The following is a 16,274-nucleotide window of genomic DNA, read 5'->3' as shown; positions in this document are numbered from 1 at the left end:
GGATCACGAGCGCCGAGCCAGCCAGCAGCCCATCCCGGACCGCAGAAGGTCAGCGGGCCCGGGATGCGCCGTTGGAGACGCTTGATGCGAGGTCTGACTACCGCCTGGCTCCCCACCGCATCAGCGTCCTGCTCGCCACGCTCCGCGACGACACCTTGTACGAACCCCGCAGCCCTCGCCTCACTTGACGAAAGACATAGAGGCACCCCACGGCACGGGACACATCGGGCAGCCAGTCGCTCGCGGCGAGGACACCACGTCTCGGAAGAATCGAGATCAGACCTCCTCGACATCGGTGAAGAGAAGCCGCACACCGCCAGTCGCCAGCTCGGAAACCTTGGCGACGAACGCCGATGCCTCTTCGGTCGTCACGGCCCTGCTGGCCGCGTCGTAGTCGGTGAAGTACATGTCGAGTACGCGATAGGCCGGCGTCGCGCTGCCGTCCTCCTTCGGCCAGACCTTCGCGCTCTCGATCCTGTTGACTCCGGGGATCTTCTTCGCCAGCGCGATCTGCTCGTGGTGACCGGCCTCGAATTCTTCGGGGGATTTCGGGTTCTCGTAGATTGCAGTGATTTTCGTCGGCATTATTCTTCCTCCTTGTTCGTCCTGCTACTGGGTCTTCCACTTCGCGTTGTCCGGGATCGTTTTGTCAGGCACTCGCACCTGGATGATGGACGGGCTGCTTGAGTTCTCCAGTGCACCCGTCACGGCATTACTCAGCTCTCCATACGTGCCAACTTCCCACCCCCGGCAACCGAAGACCTCTGCCAACATGCTGTAATTCCACCGGTGCAGCACGCATGGCTTGTAGAACGGCTGGTCGGAGTGGAAGACCCCCGCATCGGCGAGCCACTGCTCCACGGCGTAAACGCCGTTGTCGATGACGAAGATGATGGGATTGAGCTGGAATCGGGTCTGCGTCGAGAGACATTGGGCGGTCATCTGGAAGCCGCCGTCGCCCGAGAACACCATCACCCTTTGATTGGGCTTCTTCGCCAGGCAGATACCCGTCGCGGCCGGCGCGCTGTAGCCGATCGAGGAGTACGACGACTGAACGATGAACCCTCCCGGGGCGGGCACGTCGAGCAGCAGGCTCCCGAAATAGTTCATGCTCGCGTCGCTGCTGATGACGGTGTTCCGGTCGACGTACCGCTGGATGAACTCGTAGAACCCCTGGTACGTGATGATCTCGGAGGGACTCATGGCAGGTGCGCTGCGTGCGGGACGCTCCGGGAGCTTCCGGGACTTGGGCGTGATCTTCTCCGCCAGAATGCCGCTTATCAGGTGCTCAAGGGCTACATGCCCGCCGAAGAAGGTGCCGAGCTTGACCGCGTCGAACGACGCGAAGGCGGTCTTGTCGTAATCCGGTTCCCAGCCAAGGGAGTTGATGTCCGTCAGCCACACGCCGAGGGCAAGCACGAAGTCGGAGGCGGCAGCCAGCTCCGTGACGGCCTCGGACGAGGCCTGACCGTCGAGCACGCCGGCGAACAGCAGATCGTCCTCGGAGAGGACGGCCTTGCTGAGGAGTTCCGTGACGAAGGGGATGTTCAGCTGCTGGATCAGGCGCGCGGCCTTGTCCTGCAGGCCGAACCGGTCGACCTCGGGACCCACCCAGATGAGAGGGTTCTCGGCGCTTTCGAGCCTCGCGCGGATCTGGGCGACCGACTGAGTCAGACTGTCCCGGTCCGACAGGGGCTTGGCCGGTTTGAGGGCGCCCCTGGGCGGCTCGCACTCGAGGTCGACCATGTCCTGGAGCAGCTCGATGTAGATCGGGCGGCGCTCGGTGATGCACGTGCGCAGCGCGTGGTCGATCAGGCCCGGCGCGAGCTCCGGGGTGTCGACCCGGATGGCCGCGGCCGTGATGTGCTCGAAGGACTGGAGGTCGGTCTCCCGCCCGGTGATGAAGTGGTGCGCGATGAAGCCGGTCTGCTCGAAGGTGATGGTCTTCTTGATGCTCGGCGTGCCGTTGATCAGCACGAGCGGCACCTTCTCGACGTAGGCGCCGGCGACGGCGTTCACGGCACACAGCGCGCCGGCGGAGTAGGTGGCGCAGAGGGCCCCGATGCCCTTCAGCCGCGCGTATCCGTCCGCCGCATAGCCGGCGTTGACCTCGTTGACTTCCTCGATGATTTCGACGCTGCTCGGCGCGACATACCGGTTCAGCCAGTCGATGGAGTAGTCGCCCGCGATGGCGAACAGGTGGTCAAGACCCAGCTGGTGGAGCCGGTCTACCAGGTACTGCCCGACCGTGCAGCGCTCTGCCATGGCGTAACTCCTCTGTGATCAGTGGTCAGTATTCGCTTGCACCGCCGAACAGCCGGGGCAGGTAGATGTCGAAGATGCCCGGGCACTTGCGCTCCGGATACCGCTGCAGCAGGAAGTCCTTGAAGGCAGCGCCCGTAAGGCCGTCGCCGGCGGCCTGCCGGGCCGCCGAGAGGTACTCGATGTTGCGGGCGACCTCGTTCTTGTCGGCGGGAAGGCCGTGGCCCGGCAGGAAGAGCTCGTACTCCGACACCAGCAGGTCCTGCAGCACCCGGATCCAGTGGCCCAGGTGTGGTGTCAGATACAGATGGGTGCCGCTGTAGAGCAGGTCCTGGGCGAAGTACACCCCCAGTTCGGGAAGTCCGAGGGTGAGGTGGAAGTCGATCTCGGTGTCCGTCACCCGGTCCAGGACGTAACGGACCCCGTCGATCGTCTCCTGCCCGGGACTGGCGACCTGCTTGGGGACGACGATGTGCTCCGGGAGGAGGCCGCCGAGCTTCCAGTGGTCGCTGAGCGACTCGTCCCCGTGCTCGTGGATGAAGGTCATGGTCTCGGAGAGCGCGTAGACCGTGACGTCGCGGAACGCGGCGCCCAGGCCGAACCAGTGGTCGGGGTGCCGGTGGGAGAGATACAGCCGGTCGATCGGCTTGCGCAGGCTGTCCGCGTACGCCCTGAACTCCCTTGCATAAGGGGCGAGGAACTGTGCGTCGACCAGTACGAGGCAGTTCCTGGACTCGACGATGTGCGTCGCGTTCGCGATGTTTCCGTCGCCGAAAGAGGAAACGAAGGTGTGAATACGGACGTCGCCCGCCTGTTTCACGACCATGACGATGGGGTCCGACATCTGAGCCGGCATCCGGGACCTCCCCGATAGGGAACGGGACGAGATAAGGGCGGGGCTATGCGGCGATGCGCGTGTTCAGTTCCTCCAGCGCCGCTTTTGCGACGTCGTAGGCGCTGTCCGCGCCCCGCACCGGGGCGTCCTCGCCGGGCCGCCAGAAGCGCCTGCGCGCCATCCGCATCGAGCTGACGAACGGCGGGATCGCGTTGAACACCTCGACCAGATACGGCCCGCGGTACACCGGCTCGACCTCGCTGCGCACGAGGTCCCACGGAATCCAGCTGTCCTTCACCGCGCCCCGGTCCGGTGCCGAGATATGGACGTAGTGCAGCCGGTTCTGCCGCACGGCCCGCGCGATGTTGTTCCGGAAGACCGAAGGACCCTGGCTTTCCATCAGGACCTGCGCGGTGTCGATCGTCACGCCGCCCTGCGGGTGTTCGAGCCCCTCAAGGAAGTCGAGGACCTCCGAGACCATGTTGGGCGGGGGAGTCTCCCAGCTCTTCACGGGCTCGATGGCGAGCTTCACCTCCCGGGCCGCGGCGTACTCCGACAGTTCCTCGAAGACTCCACGGGCCGCGTGAAAGCGCGGCTTCATCCACTCCTGGAGGTCGTCGCTCCACAGCGGCTCGCCGTCGTCCGTGAGGGGGAAGACGCCGTAGGGGTAGAGGAACGGACCCGACATGATGGTGTCGCCGCCGCCCAGGGCCCGGGTGATGTCGACGCGCGACTTCAGATAGGAGAGGGCCTGTGCACGCTGCTCCCCGTAGGGCGAGGTCGGGTCGAAGGTCCGCGTGGTCCCGACGTTGGTGGTGAATCTGACCTCCCGCAGGCCCGCCTGGTCGAAGGCCTTCCGCAGGCCGATGTAGCTGTCGAGCTCGAGCTTGTGGTCGACGGTTGTGGGCCGGGCGGCGATATGCACGTCGAAGCCGGCGTAGCCCATTTCGGTCAGGGCCTTCAGATGGGTGATCAGGATCTGGGTGTAGCGGGTGTCCTGCGGACGCAGATCGGCCGTGAACATGAAGAAGCTGAAGTACACGTCCCGCTCGACGTTCGGCTGGAAGCCCCGCGCCAATGTCACGTTCATCGTCACCAGCCCAGGACGTCGGCGAGGTAGGAGCGGGCCTTCTTGGCGTACTCGAGCGGGACGGCCTTGTTCGGATCCTGCTCGGCTTCCACCACCAGCCACCCCTCGTACTCGGCGTCGGCCAGCACTTCGAGGATGGGCCGGAAATCGATCGCGCCGTCTCCGGGCACGGTGAAGACGCCGAGCTCGACGCCCTCTTGGAAGGACAGGCCTTCTTCACGCACCCGGCTGACGACCTCGGGCCGGATGCTCTTCATGTGGACGTGGCCGATGCGGTCGGCGTAGGCCCGGGCCAGGTCCAGCGGATCGTCGCCGGCAAAGGCCATGTGGCCGGTGTCGAGCAGCAGGTGGACCAGGTCCGGGTCGGTCGAAGCCATCAGCCGGTCGATGTCGGCCCGGGTCATGACGCCCGTGCCCATGTGGTGGTGATAGCTGAGCTTCATCCCGGCCGAGCATGCGATCTTGCCCAGCTCGTCTAGGCCCGAAGTCAGGGCGTCCCACTGGGCGTTGGTGAAAACCGGTCGGTTGGCGAACACGTCCACGGGAAGCAGGTGCGACGAAGCGCCGAACTCGGCTACGACCAGTTCGGCTCCGCCCAGCGCCTTGATGTGGGCCAGTGTCTCCTCGAAAGCGGCGATCGTCTTCTGCCGCATCTTGCCGACCGTGAAGTACGTGCTCGTCCAGGGCTCGGACACCCGCAGGCCGCGGAGATCGAGGGCGGCCTTGAGCTCGGCAGAGTCCGAGGGGTACTTGTGCCCGATGCTGCAGCCCTGGAAGCCGGCGAGCGCCATCTCGCTCACGGCCTGGCCGAAGGAGATACCCGCGTCGATGGTGGGGAAGTCGTCGTTCCACCACAGGGTGCAGCAGACGCCGAGCTTCACCTTGTCCGGGCTGAGGCGGTCAGCCAGATCTGTCATCGTGTCGCCCCTTTCAGGTAGCGGTCCGCGATGCGCGGTGGCTGGGCCCAGGAGCCGTATCCGGGTGCCTTGGCACCTGGAGGATTGGCCCCGATGGCCCGCCACAGCAGCCCCTCCTGGTAGGAGGCGGCTGTAACCGTGGAGGTTTCGGCCGCCGTGTGGGCCCCGTACCGGTCGATCCACTCGGGTGGCAGCGCGTACCACGTCCCGGCGTACCAGAGCTTGATCACGTTGCGGGCCACCGGGCCGAGCCGGTCGTCGCTGAAGATCCGGTGGCGCAGGGCCCGGTCGAACAGATCCTGGTCGAGCGGGGTCCGGGCATGGCTTCCGGCGTCACCGGCTGCGTCGGCCCGGGCTGCCCGGTGGGCATCCAGGAGGGCGGTGACGACCTCGTCGCCGCAGGCGGCCCGCACTCTCGCCAGATATTTGTGGGCCATGCCGGTGCCGAGCAGATCGGTCTCCTCGAAGGCGGTGAGGTCGACCGACAGGAAGAGGAACTCCTCGAACGACGGGGCGGTCATCGCGTCACCGCCGCCCGGGTCGTCTCGCCGGCATCCGGCGACGCCTGCGGATCGGACCCGACCGCGGCCGGAATCTCGAAGGTAGGGGCAGCGTGCAGGCCGTCGCTGCCCGGCAGGGGGTTGCGTATCAGCCGGGTGAACCCGTCGCGCAGGCGGAACATGTCGCAGACGGCCTCCTGCAAGAGGCCTGGCTGCCCGTTGAACGCCTTGGTGAGCAGGGCGAGGAAGGCCCCGTAGTCGGCGTTGAAGTCCCGGGCGACACGGGCAAGTTCGGATCCCGTCGGGTAGTCGGCCAGCCGGGCGCTCACCTTCACCTGGTACACATCGTCCCAGGAGATACTCAGCTCAGGCCCCGAAGGTGAATCGGGGTGGTCGCCCGCCTGGTAGTAGCGCCCGAGTTGCAGCTGCCGGAATCGGTAGTAGTGCGCCAGCTCCCCGTCCGCGTCGTATATGCCTGAATCGAGGCCCTCGCCCTGGGCGGCGATGAAGCGGAGCGCCCGCTGGGCCGAGTCCAGGTCGGAGACGACGATCATCGCCCCGCCGCCGGAGTAGAAGTACTCGGGCTCCACCTGCAGGGCCGGATTCCCGCAGAAGAGCGCGGGGTCGTCGGCCGCCACCTTCTCGAGCCCTTCGATGATCTCCTCGTAGAACTCGCCGATGCTGTAGAAGCGCATCCCCTCGGCCGTGGGGCTGGAGACCAGGAGCGGAGTCCCGCCGTCCGATGTCTTCACCAGCCGTGAGTCGGCGCTGGGGGCCTTGTCCGGCCGCTCGATCTTGCAGAACGTCTCCACCGCCTCCGGGGAGAAGGGCCGCAGGTCGACGGTGAAGTCGTCCTCCCCATCGGGCAGGTAGGCCGGATACGACGGCACGAAGCCGGGGCGGGTCAGGTCGGGCTTCCCGCCGATGGCGTTCAGGACGTTGGCGACGAGGGTCAGGTGCAGCATCTCCTCCACCGCGGCCACCCGGATGATGTGGGCGGCGTCGGAGTTGGTGGTGGAGCGTATGGAGTAGTACGCGGTCAGGTACGGGGGGATGGTCGCGTGCTCAAGCGCCATCGCCGCGTGCAGGTAGCTGATCAGGTCGTCACGGTTCTCGATGGTCGACACGGTCACCGGGCCACCTCCTGAGGTGGGCGCTGGGTGGCGCCGGTCGAGATCACGTTGATCGGCGCGGTCTCGGAGTCGAGCTGGGCCAGCATGGCCCGGCTGCTGCGCAGGCACAGGGCGGCGACGGTGAGCGTCACGTTCGACGTGCCCACGGTGGGCATACTTCCCCCGCCGACCATGTAGAGGTTCTCGTAATCCCAGCACCGCTGATCCGCGTTGACCACCGAGGTCGACGGGTCGCGGCCCATCACATGGGTGCCGGCCAGATGGTTGCCCCCGCGGATCTCGTACCCCTCGCCGTCGTGGACGGCGTAGCCCCAGAACTTCGGGTCGTACGCGGTGTGGTCCTCGGCCCCGAGGCGGGCGAAGATCCGTCGCGACAACTGCCGGGCGTACGCCACTCCCCGCATCGTGTACTCGGGGATGTCGTAGGTGAGGATGGGCCGCATGTTCCCCAGCTTGTCGGTGAAGTCCGGGCTCACGGTGACCCGGTTGCTCGGGTTGGCGGGGACCTCGACCATGAACGCCAGCTGAAGCTGGCGGGACACCCGGTCCACCAGGCCCTGGCGGAGGGACTCGCCGTAGCGGCCACCGGAGTCCACCAGGTCGATCAGGTCGGTCATCGGCGCGCCCCGGGCCCAGCCCCAGCCGTCGTTGTGGATGTCGACGCTGAACGCCGCCTGGCGGCTGCGGAAGCGGCCCCCGCGCAGGTCGGTGATGCCGCCCGTGCAGTTCGTGCCACGGAAGGTGCCGGCCACCTCCGGCAGCAGGCCCCACGCCAGCAGGTAGGCGTGGTCCATGAAGTTCCGCCCCATCAGGCCGCTCGAACCGCGCAGGCCGGAGGCCAGCATCAGCCGGGGGTTCTCCACCGCGTTGGCGGCCAGGATGAACAGCCGGCCGCGGGCCCTCATCGTGGTGAAGCCGGGACTGTCGGGCCGGTCGTAGCGGCGGTACTCGATCTCGGTCACCCGGCGCGTGTGCTCGTCGATGTGCACCTTGTGGGCCACCGCCTGGGCCACCAGGTCGACCCGGCCGCTCTGGAGGGCCACTGCGAGGGTCTTGCCGGCGTTGTACTTGGCCTGCACCGGGCAGATGGGCACGCAGTTGTTGTTGCCCTGGCACCGCCCGCCGACCTCGACCTGGTAGGTGCTCACGGCACCTTGCGGCACATAACCCTTCCCGCCGTCGTAGGCCGGGTTCGGTATCCCGTTCCGGCCCTGTGGGAACGGCCGCACTCGCAGCTCTCGCTGCTCCCCGTCGAGTTCGACCGGCATCCCGTCGAGGTCCTTGGCGACCATCTGGTCCAGGTAGGACAGGGGCAGCCCCTTCATGGGGAATACGTAGCCCTCGTCGAAGGTGATCCCGAGGTAGGCCTGCTCCTCCACGTCGGCGGAGACGCCGATCTCGCGTTCGGCCTCGTTGTAGTACGGGGAGAGGTCCTCGTAGGTGAGCGGCCAGTCGGTCCCCTCGCCGTAGAGCGTCCGCATCTGGAAGTCCTCGGGCAGCATCCGAAGCGTCTTGCCCTCCCAGTGCATGGTGGTGCCGCCGAGGACCCTCGTATAGGTGGTGTCGGTGGCGAGGGGCCCGCTCTGGACGATGTAGGCCGAGGCGTCGGGCACACCCGGGGTGATGCGCCGTGCGTCGGTGCCGCGGGGCATCGGGGCGTTGGCGACGGCCGGGTAGGGGGCCTGGTTGTCCTTGCTGACAGCCGAGTAGAACCGGTCGAGGTAGCTCTCGTAGCCCCTCAGGGTGAGGTCCTCGGCCGGGCCCGCTTCGAGTATCAGCACTCTCCTGCCGGCGTCGCTCAGCCGTGAGGCGATGAGGGCGCCGGAAATCCCGCCGCCGACGATGACGGCGTCGTAGAGATCCTCGGCCGCCGCCGCGGGATCGGTGCGCTTCGCCGCCCCGTGAGGGAACTTCGCGTACATGGGGCAGTCACTCCTCCTCTGCCAGGCGCAGCCGGGACCGGCGTGGCGGCCGGGATTCGAGTCGTTCGGCCACGGTCACACGGCCTCGGCCCGGGCTCGCATGGCGGACAGGTAGGCGGCGTAGCTCCACGTCAGGTTGCGGACACTGCGCTGGTAGCCGGTGGTGCCGTCGAACTGCTCAGAGAGCTCCAAGTGGTCGCTGTGGTAGATGACGGCCATCACCATGGCGTCACCGGTGGCCGTCAGGGCGGCGGCGGCTGCCGCCGGGGCCGTCGACGCCTCGATGCCGGACTGGGCGAAGAAGGGTGCTGACAGGTCGTCCACGGGGACCTTGCCGCTCGACTTGATCTCGGCGGCCAGCTTGTAGTGCAGCTCGGCAACGTTGCACGTGGAGAGGGCCCAGGGGTGGCCGCCGAGGACGGGGTGCGCGGTGTCACCGTCGTAGACGTCGCCCGGGTAGCGGCCGAACATCGGCCCGATACCGAACTGCTCCTTGTCCGACTTGTTGATCGGGTAGAAGGCGATGCCGCCCTCTTCCCACTGCGAGCGCAGCTGGGCCGCCGTGGCCAGCAGCTTGGTGTCGATGACGGGAACGGCGCCGTAGACGGCCGCCTGGACGATGTCGATGTTCGGGTCGTACCCGCTGACGACGGGATTCTGGGGCGATGGCTGGGCTCCGCTACCGGGGTCGGCCATCATGCTCACGTACTTGCTTCCGTCCCAGTGGCCTGCGAGGGCCTGGCGCAGCCAGTCGATGGCGGGCCGGAGCCCGGTCGGCTTGTTGATACCGACGATCTTCGAGGCTTTGATCTCCTCGAAGCAGCGCAGCTGGGCGGACCGGGCGAAGAAGCTGTACCCGCTGTGCTCCTCCCACAGGTTCGTGGTGGGATCCTTGTAGACGCCGAGGAGGAAGGCCACGTTCGAGTTCACCAGGTCGACCGCCCGCTTCTGGGTGCCGAGGTCGAGCTGGTCGTAGGCGGCCAGGATGGTGATCGTCTGCAGGGCCGGACCGTCGTTCTGCTCGGTCCACGGGCGGGCGTCGCCGGCGATGTTGAAGCAGGCGTGACCCTTGGTCGGCTGGGCGTTGGAGTGGCAGAGGTCGGCGAACTGCACGTAGTCGTTGAGCGTCTGCACCGTCCCGCCCGGGCTCACGGGCATGTGGGCCTTCGCCACCTCCATGGCCGTGATGGCCCCGTCGCGCACCCAGTTGAAGACGTAGTCCTCGTCGATGCCGGGGGTCAGGGCCGGGAAGGACGGGGCGGCGATGATGCAACCCGGCTTCGAGTCGCGGGAAACGTCGCCGGGCGACTGAGGATCGCTGTAGACGAAGCCGTCGCTCGCGATGTTCCGGAACATGAACGTATACATGATCGGCACGAGCGACGGCAGATCGACCGCTCCCGGGGCGAGGGAGGTCTGGACGCTCGCCCGCGCTCGGGAGTCGTCGGTCAGCCGGTTGGTGCGGGCGCGCATGTCGGGCGTGGTGGACTCGGACATTGTTGAACTCCGTTATCTTTCGAGCGGATCTATCGGATCCGGCCGACGGTCGGCGTCCTGGTCACGCGGATGGAAATGCTTGGCACCGAGTGCGTCCATGGGTTGCCGCTACGGGTGCGTGGAATTCCGGCGCGAGCAAGCCGGATGGACGCGCAAGAGGGCGCAGATTGTTCACAGGGACGTATATGGCCAGACTGCGAGTTGGTATCGCTGCTGGTGACACCTGACGCGCAGACCACCGCCGCGTCACCAACGATATGCGGGAACCATCGAGATCTCCGCGTGGGCTGCGGGCGCGTTCCGGTCGACTCTTTCGACCTTGGGCACAACCTGCCTGTCGCCGTACCCTGGCGGCCGCACGGGTGCGGCAGGCCTCTCGTGAGCCCCGCGCGTGGATGGCCGGCAGGATGCGCGGGCAGTCACGGGACTTCCCTTGACCGGACGAGTTGCGGTGACCTGAATGAGCATCAGAAGCCGTCCCTGTACACGACTTCCCAGGCAGCGCGCAGCCCCGCGGGACTCCGGCGGTGCCACACGCCTGCCGGGCAGGGCAGGCAAACGGATCGTCTCGGACTCATGTCCTCGCCCTGGGGACCGGGCGAGGAGCGTGGCGGACGGCAACGCAGTCAGGCCGGCGATGACACTCCGAGTCAGGTGCCCGAGTCGATTCCATTCCCATAATCGCGTCAATAGGGAATACATCCCTCGATCCCCCCGTTTTCTCAGAAGCACGCGACGCAGAGACTTTCCGGCAGCAGACCCCACGGCAGCTTTTCACTGAACGGCATAGACCAATTTAAAGCAGCCTGAGACGTGACCGTTTCCACGCGATAGGTACGCGATAGGTATACTACTTGACGTGCCCTTATCTTTGCGTACCGCAGGCTACAGCTAGCCGGGTAGATGCCGCAATAGGAAATTCCGATGTTGCGTATGAGGTTGGGGTAATCGAGTGCAGCTCACTGTTGCAAAACTGTGCGTCGAATCCCGATGGTGAGCGTGGGCCTCTCCCCCGTTCTGTTTCCCAATGACCGCGTCCCGGCTCCGGTGCAAGTCAGGGCCAGGTGCCGGACCCGCTCGGGGTGCTCCACCGCACAGCTTCTTACGGCGTTACGGGTGCGTGCGTCGTCGCCGTACGACGAACCCTCCCACCACCCCTGCCCCCGCCACGACAAGCGCTCCACCGGTCAGCCACACCAGGGAACTTGAGTCATCGCTCGACGCCTTCGCCGGGTCGATCCAGAACACCGCCTTCTTGACCGCCTGTCCCCCGTGTGTGACGACTCGCGCCTGAGCCTGTCCTGGATGCGCGTCCGGACGCAGGCGCGCCTTGCCCTCGTACTGGCGGCCGTTGAAGGTCAGCGTCGCGGGTGCTTCGAACGCCGACGACGTGACCTGCACGGTCTTCTCGTTGTCGTCGCGCCACTCGTCGAGCCACAGGGCCTTGACCTCATGCCCGGGAGTTCCGGTGTCGACGTTGAGGGTGGCCGAAGGGGCGTACTGGGGTGGCGAGGTGGGCCCGGCCAAGGCCGGAGACGCAAGCACTCCGAACGCCAGAGCGGCGGCTGCCGCGCAGCTCACCAGTGCCAGGCAGGCGGCACGAAACATGACAAACACCCCTGATCAGTGATCTAGTACCACCTGTACTTTACCCGTTCCTTGCATCCGCTTGAGACGGGGATGAACCATCGATAGCACACAAGGCACTGATGAGACGCTTCACTCTGAGCGCTGCCGCGCTCGGACTGTGCACCGCACTTCTGACCGCTCCCGCGATCGCCGCGACGGCAACACCCACGCCGCCGACGACAGCGCCGAGCACCCCTACGGTGACCAACTCCCCTACGCCCGACCCGACGTCGCCATCATCGGCGACCCCGCTCCCGACCTCGACGAAGGCACCCGGCGCGACGCCGGTCCCACCGAGCCCGAGCCCGACGCCCTCGCGAATGTCGGACGAGGAGTACTACCGCTCGCTCGGCATCGACCCGACACCCCGTCCCCCGGCTCCCCTTGACGCCGAACAGCTCCAGGAGGCCAAGGCGCTGGACGCGTACTGGACGCCCGAGCGACTGCGCAACGCGCGGCCCCTGGACGACCCGGACGGCGCCCGGCTCGGCGACACCCACGGCATGGGATCGGCGCTGCGCGCGCCCAGCCACGAGGTCGCGGGCGGCTTCGACAACGTCGGCGTGTTCGTCGTCACCCGCGCCGGCGGCAAGGAGGACCGGTTCTGCACCGCGTCCGTCGTCGACTCGCCGTCCATGAACCTCGTCATATCCGCGGCGCACTGCCTGTCGGACACCGACCGGTTCGAGAACTTCGGCTTCGTCCCGAAGTACAACGACTCGTCCAACCCCAAGCCCTACGGGATCTTCCGGGCCGAGAAGAACCGCGTCTACCTCGACGGCCGTTACATCAAGCTCGGCTCCTCCAAGGCCGACGACCTCGACTTCGCGTTCGTGCGCGTGCAGCGCAACGAGAAGAACCAGGTACTCGCGACCACGGTCGGCGGCGGCAACCGACTCAAGTTCATCGGCCCCGGAGACTTCGCCCAGAAGGACGCCCACCTGATCGGCTACCCCGGTGGTTCCAAGAAGCCCCGGGACTGCACGGCCACCACGAAGAAGTTCGACGACCGCTTCGTGCAGATCGACTGCGACGGCTACACGCCCGGCACGTCCGGCTCCCCGTTCCTGGCCGCCTGGGACGGCAAGCGCGGTGACGTCTTCGGCGTCATCGGCGGTTACAAGACCGGTGGCCCGACCGCCAACACGTCGTACTCCTCCCAGTTCGACGCCGACATCAACCGCCTGTACGTCCAGGCGGTGAACAACTACGAGCCGGACAAGGCGTCCAGCCTGGGCGGCGGCGGCACCTGGAAGCACGCCAAGGCCATCACCTCCGGCACGTTCTACGACCCGGCCGACTACGCGGCCGCTGCCCGCGCGACCGGCCTGCGCGGCACCGAAGTCCGCCGCACCGGCAGCCAGGACATGATCGTGCTGTGGGACGACGGCGAGTTGTCCCTCTACGAGGGCGACGGCGCCTTCGGCTTCGAGAAGGATCGCAAGCTCATCGGCCCCAACGGCACCTGGAAGAACGCGAAGGCCATCACAGCCGGCGACTTCACCGGTGGCGCCCAGTACGACCTGATGGTCCTGTGGGTCGACGGAGAGGTCTCCCTCTACAAGGATGTCGACTACGACTCCGGGTCGATCAACAACGTCCAGGAGATCACCCTCCAGCAGCCCAACGCCCTGTGGAAGCACGCCACCGCGCTGGCGACGGGCGCCTTCGGCGGCAACAAGTGGCCCGACGACGTGGTCGTCACCTGGGACGACGGCGAGGCCACGCTTTACTGGGACGTGGACGCGGCCGGCTTCCACACGGAGAAGAAGCTCGCCGACCCGGGATCGGTCTGGAAGTACGCCCGTGCCATCACCACCGGCGACTTCGGCGGCGCCGACAACAACGACCTGATGGTCCGCTGGACCGACGGCGAACTGACCGTCTACAAGGACCTCGGCATCAGCGGTCTCGGCGCCGAGAACCAGGTCCTCGCCGCCAACGCCCTGTGGCGCGACCACGCCAAGGTCATCTCGGCGGGCAACTTCGGGGGCAACTCCTGGCCTGACGACCTCATGGTCCGCTGGTCGGACGGTGAACTCACGATGTACGGCGACTCCTCAGCCTCGCAGCTCGGCAAGGAGCTCATGCTCGTCCCGCCCGCGTAACAGCGGCGCGAGCTGAACCCGTGCACCGCCTCGCGGGGTTCGGCGCCCACCCGGGTGCCAAACCCCGCGAGGCCGCAGGCGCATCCCGACGCACGGTCGCGGCAGGAGCCCTGCCGGCCTCCCTCCGCGCCTCGGAAGCTGTGTCACATCGTCTTTGCGCAGGTCAGGGCCACGAGGCTGGAGGGTGACGACGACGCCGTTCGGGAAAGCATCGTGGCGACGCGTCCGGGAACGGAGCCCCAGTCCGGAACAGCGGCTAGGCCCAAAACGGGTTACAAGGCGTTCATGAACTCCAAGGCCTGGTCAGAGTCAGCTTCCGGCACGATGACACCGGCTTCGCCCTCCGCGCCGCCGCCCTGCGCGACCAAGCCCTGTACGCGTTCGTCCAACTGCAGCGCAAGACCGACAAGAGCAGCGGAGACGCCATGGGACGAGGAGGACGAGCGCCGCTGACCGCGTCCCTTGCCAGAACCCCCTGCGGCAGTATGGCCAGGCACTCCCGATCCGACGTTTGCCGAGCCGGGCTGATCAGCCGGGGCGGCGGCGCGGAGGGCGGCGGCTCGGGCGGGCATCGCACGGGCGGATCGGCGCAGCCGGGTCAGCCTGGCGGTGGTCACGGGCTGCACACGCCGGCCGCGCCGGATCGTTACTGGTCCGGCACTCCGAACACCGTTGAGATGGTGACTCCCGTTCTGGTGAACATCGGCTATTCGCAATCACACGCGACTCCCGTTTTCGCGTCGCCCCAACGCCAACTATTCGCGAACAAAGCCAGTGCGCCGATCGTCGCGCCCACCACACCCACGTGCGTGCCCGAGCAGTCGGACCCCGCTACGCCTCGGCCGGACCCTGACCACCTCTTGGCGCCCATGCTCCGCGACAGCGCCTCCTGCAAACCACGAAGCCCAGAAGCTGTCGTGCACCAGACGCGAGAGGCCACATGGTGATGTCGCGCGATTCCGACGAGCGCTCCGCTCGACCGCCGATCTACTGCCCGATCCCCGCCGCCATGCATGACCGTGCCCACGACATCGACCGACGGACGATCACGTGCATGACCGATCGGGGGTTCTGCCGCAGCGAAAAGATCCGTCGCAAGCTGGAGCATGCCCATGTCGGCGTCCTAGCGGCCCGCATGTATCCCCGGGGCAGGCTCCACGCATTGGAAGCGATCACCAAACTGCATTTGTGGGGCTTCGCCTTCGACAACGAGATCGAAGCCCGCGCCGCCCATGACTTGCCCACCGTCGTCGCTCGGCATCTGAGCCTTCTCCGCATGCTGGAAGTTCCAGTCACCCCGTCCGGCGACGATGTATACGGGACAGTGTTCGGCGAGATCTTCAGCGCCTTGCGTACGCTGGCCACCCCTGCGCTCTATCAGTGGCGGATCAATCTCCAGCAAGGCTTCTCCCTCGGCGTGCTTGCCACGTGCGCCTACCACCGGGCCGCCACCGTGCCCACCGTCGACGAGCTGACCACGATGCGTCCCCTCGATGCTGGCTCCTTCAGCTTCGGCATCGGCGCCACATCGAACTGGCCGACGGCTATGAACTGCGGGACGAGGACCTCGCCAGCAATACCGTCCGCGCGGTCACCGACATCGCTGCGGTCATCCTGGCCTGGGACAACGACATCTACTCGTACTCCATGGAGGTGGAAAACAATATCGGTGACATCAACCTCGTCACCGCGCTGGCTGATCATGAACATCTGCCTGGCTGGCAGGCCCTCGCCGAGGCAATCCGCCTTCGCAATCAAGCCATGTGGTGCTACATGCAACACCAAAACCACCTGAACGTGACCCTCACCCCCAACCATCCGCTGCGCCGATACCTGGGCAGCCTTTGCCACCACATCTCGCAGCAACCTCGACTGGGCACTGCGCTCCACTCATCGGTATGACAGAAAGCTCCCTCCACCTGACACTCCGGAACAGCCAACCAGCCACCTTCACGGCCGACCTGACCGCACCACCTTGCGGGGTGCAGACGCCTGAAACACCCTCATGAAACGGTCCGGGGTTGTGAGCGACGAATTCAAGCGTGTGGAAGTGCACGAGTGCCTGATGTCCACCTGCTTGGTTCGGGCGTAACGGCGAGTCGGAATCGTGAGACTAGGGGCTCTCTGCTACGCCAGACCAGCAGCGCGGCCAATAGGGCTGGCTGGAAGAGGCTCCGTGATGACGGTGAGCGATGAAGACAGCCTCTACGCACGTTTCGCCCACCTGCCCCGCCCCAATTACCCATTTCCCAACCTCGTCAACGCCCACATCGACGAGTTGGCGGGCGAATGCGACCGATGCATCGACGAGGACTACCAGTTCCAATCACCACGAGCCCGCGAGCGACACAAGCGCACCGGCTCACCGATATTCCCGCCCG

The 16,274-nt window shown here is 66.6% G+C and carries 14 protein-coding genes; 3 read left to right on the top strand and 11 right to left on the bottom strand.

What is annotated here, in order from left to right; genetic code table 11:
* Positions 1-276 precede the first annotated feature (276 nt).
* The 10 genes from AV521_RS31240 to AV521_RS31195 all read right to left on the bottom strand — a co-directional run bounded on the left by AV521_RS31240 (position 277) and on the right by AV521_RS31195 (position 11,764).
* A complete protein-coding gene (locus tag AV521_RS31240) occupies positions 277-585 on the bottom strand; it encodes an EthD family reductase (protein ID WP_076093082.1) in 309 nt (102 codons plus the stop codon).
* Positions 586-609: 24 nt separating this feature from the next.
* Positions 610-2,265: an alpha-keto acid decarboxylase family protein gene (locus tag AV521_RS31235; protein WP_076093080.1), complete on the bottom strand. Its 1,656-nt coding sequence runs from the start codon at positions 2,263-2,265 to the stop codon at positions 610-612.
* A 25-nt stretch (positions 2,266-2,290) separates the two neighbouring features.
* Entirely contained in the window at positions 2,291-3,106 is an 816-nt protein-coding gene (locus AV521_RS31230; protein ID WP_218639377.1) for an MBL fold metallo-hydrolase, read from the bottom strand.
* 55 nt (positions 3,107-3,161) lie between these two features.
* On the bottom strand, positions 3,162-4,187 hold the full coding sequence (locus AV521_RS31225; protein ID WP_076093076.1) for a sugar phosphate isomerase/epimerase family protein: 1,026 nt from the start codon (positions 4,185-4,187) through the stop codon (positions 3,162-3,164).
* A 2-nt stretch (positions 4,188-4,189) separates the two neighbouring features.
* On the bottom strand, positions 4,190-5,104 hold the full coding sequence (gene iolE / locus AV521_RS31220; RefSeq protein ID WP_107481078.1) for a myo-inosose-2 dehydratase: 915 nt from the start codon (positions 5,102-5,104) through the stop codon (positions 4,190-4,192).
* A complete protein-coding gene (locus AV521_RS31215) occupies positions 5,101-5,625 on the bottom strand; it encodes a hypothetical protein (protein WP_076093074.1) in 525 nt (174 codons plus the stop codon). The genes iolE and AV521_RS31215 overlap by 4 nt, the downstream gene beginning before the upstream one ends.
* Positions 5,622-6,737, bottom strand: a complete 1,116-nt coding sequence (locus tag AV521_RS31210) for a ferritin-like protein (protein ID WP_076093072.1) — start codon at positions 6,735-6,737, stop codon at positions 5,622-5,624. The genes AV521_RS31215 and AV521_RS31210 overlap by 4 nt, the downstream gene beginning before the upstream one ends.
* On the bottom strand, positions 6,734-8,659 hold the full coding sequence (locus AV521_RS52335) for a GMC family oxidoreductase (RefSeq protein ID WP_076093070.1): 1,926 nt from the start codon (positions 8,657-8,659) through the stop codon (positions 6,734-6,736). The genes AV521_RS31210 and AV521_RS52335 overlap by 4 nt, the downstream gene beginning before the upstream one ends.
* 75 nt (positions 8,660-8,734) lie before the next feature.
* On the bottom strand, positions 8,735-10,156 hold the full coding sequence (locus tag AV521_RS31200; RefSeq protein WP_218639376.1) for a glycoside hydrolase family 15 protein: 1,422 nt from the start codon (positions 10,154-10,156) through the stop codon (positions 8,735-8,737).
* Positions 10,157-11,266: 1,110 nt separating this feature from the next.
* The gene (locus tag AV521_RS31195; protein WP_076093068.1) at positions 11,267-11,764 is read right to left on the bottom strand and encodes a hypothetical protein; all 498 of its coding nucleotides are present in this window, start codon (positions 11,762-11,764) and stop codon (positions 11,267-11,269) included.
* A gap of 139 nt (positions 11,765-11,903) precedes the next feature.
* Here AV521_RS31195 and AV521_RS49520 point away from each other — a divergent pair, with 139 nt between their 5' ends.
* Together AV521_RS49520 and AV521_RS31190 are read left to right on the top strand one after the other, a co-directional pair.
* Positions 11,904-12,173, top strand: coding sequence for a hypothetical protein (locus AV521_RS49520; protein ID WP_179023504.1), 270 nt, complete (start codon positions 11,904-11,906; stop codon positions 12,171-12,173).
* Entirely contained in the window at positions 12,106-13,893 is a 1,788-nt protein-coding gene (locus tag AV521_RS31190) for a serine protease (protein ID WP_076093066.1), read from the top strand. The genes AV521_RS49520 and AV521_RS31190 overlap by 68 nt, the downstream gene beginning before the upstream one ends.
* Positions 13,894-15,016: 1,123 nt before the next feature.
* On the opposite strand, the gene AV521_RS48765 is transcribed toward AV521_RS31190, so the two are convergent.
* Positions 15,017-15,295: a hypothetical protein gene (locus tag AV521_RS48765; RefSeq protein WP_143658676.1), complete on the bottom strand. Its 279-nt coding sequence runs from the start codon at positions 15,293-15,295 to the stop codon at positions 15,017-15,019.
* 26 nt (positions 15,296-15,321) lie between these two features.
* On the opposite strand from AV521_RS48765, the gene AV521_RS48760 reads away from it, so the two are divergent.
* Complete coding sequence (locus tag AV521_RS48760; protein ID WP_143658675.1) at positions 15,322-15,795, top strand: terpene synthase family protein; 474 nt, start codon at positions 15,322-15,324, stop codon at positions 15,793-15,795.
* The last annotated feature ends 479 nt before the right edge of the window (positions 15,796-16,274 follow it).

This window comes from Streptomyces sp. IMTB 2501 (assembly GCF_001953885.1).
Taxonomy (GTDB): domain Bacteria; phylum Actinomycetota; class Actinomycetes; order Streptomycetales; family Streptomycetaceae; genus Streptomyces.
The sequence above is the reverse complement of the archived record's forward strand: the minus strand, read 5'-3'. Positions and strand labels throughout refer to the sequence as shown.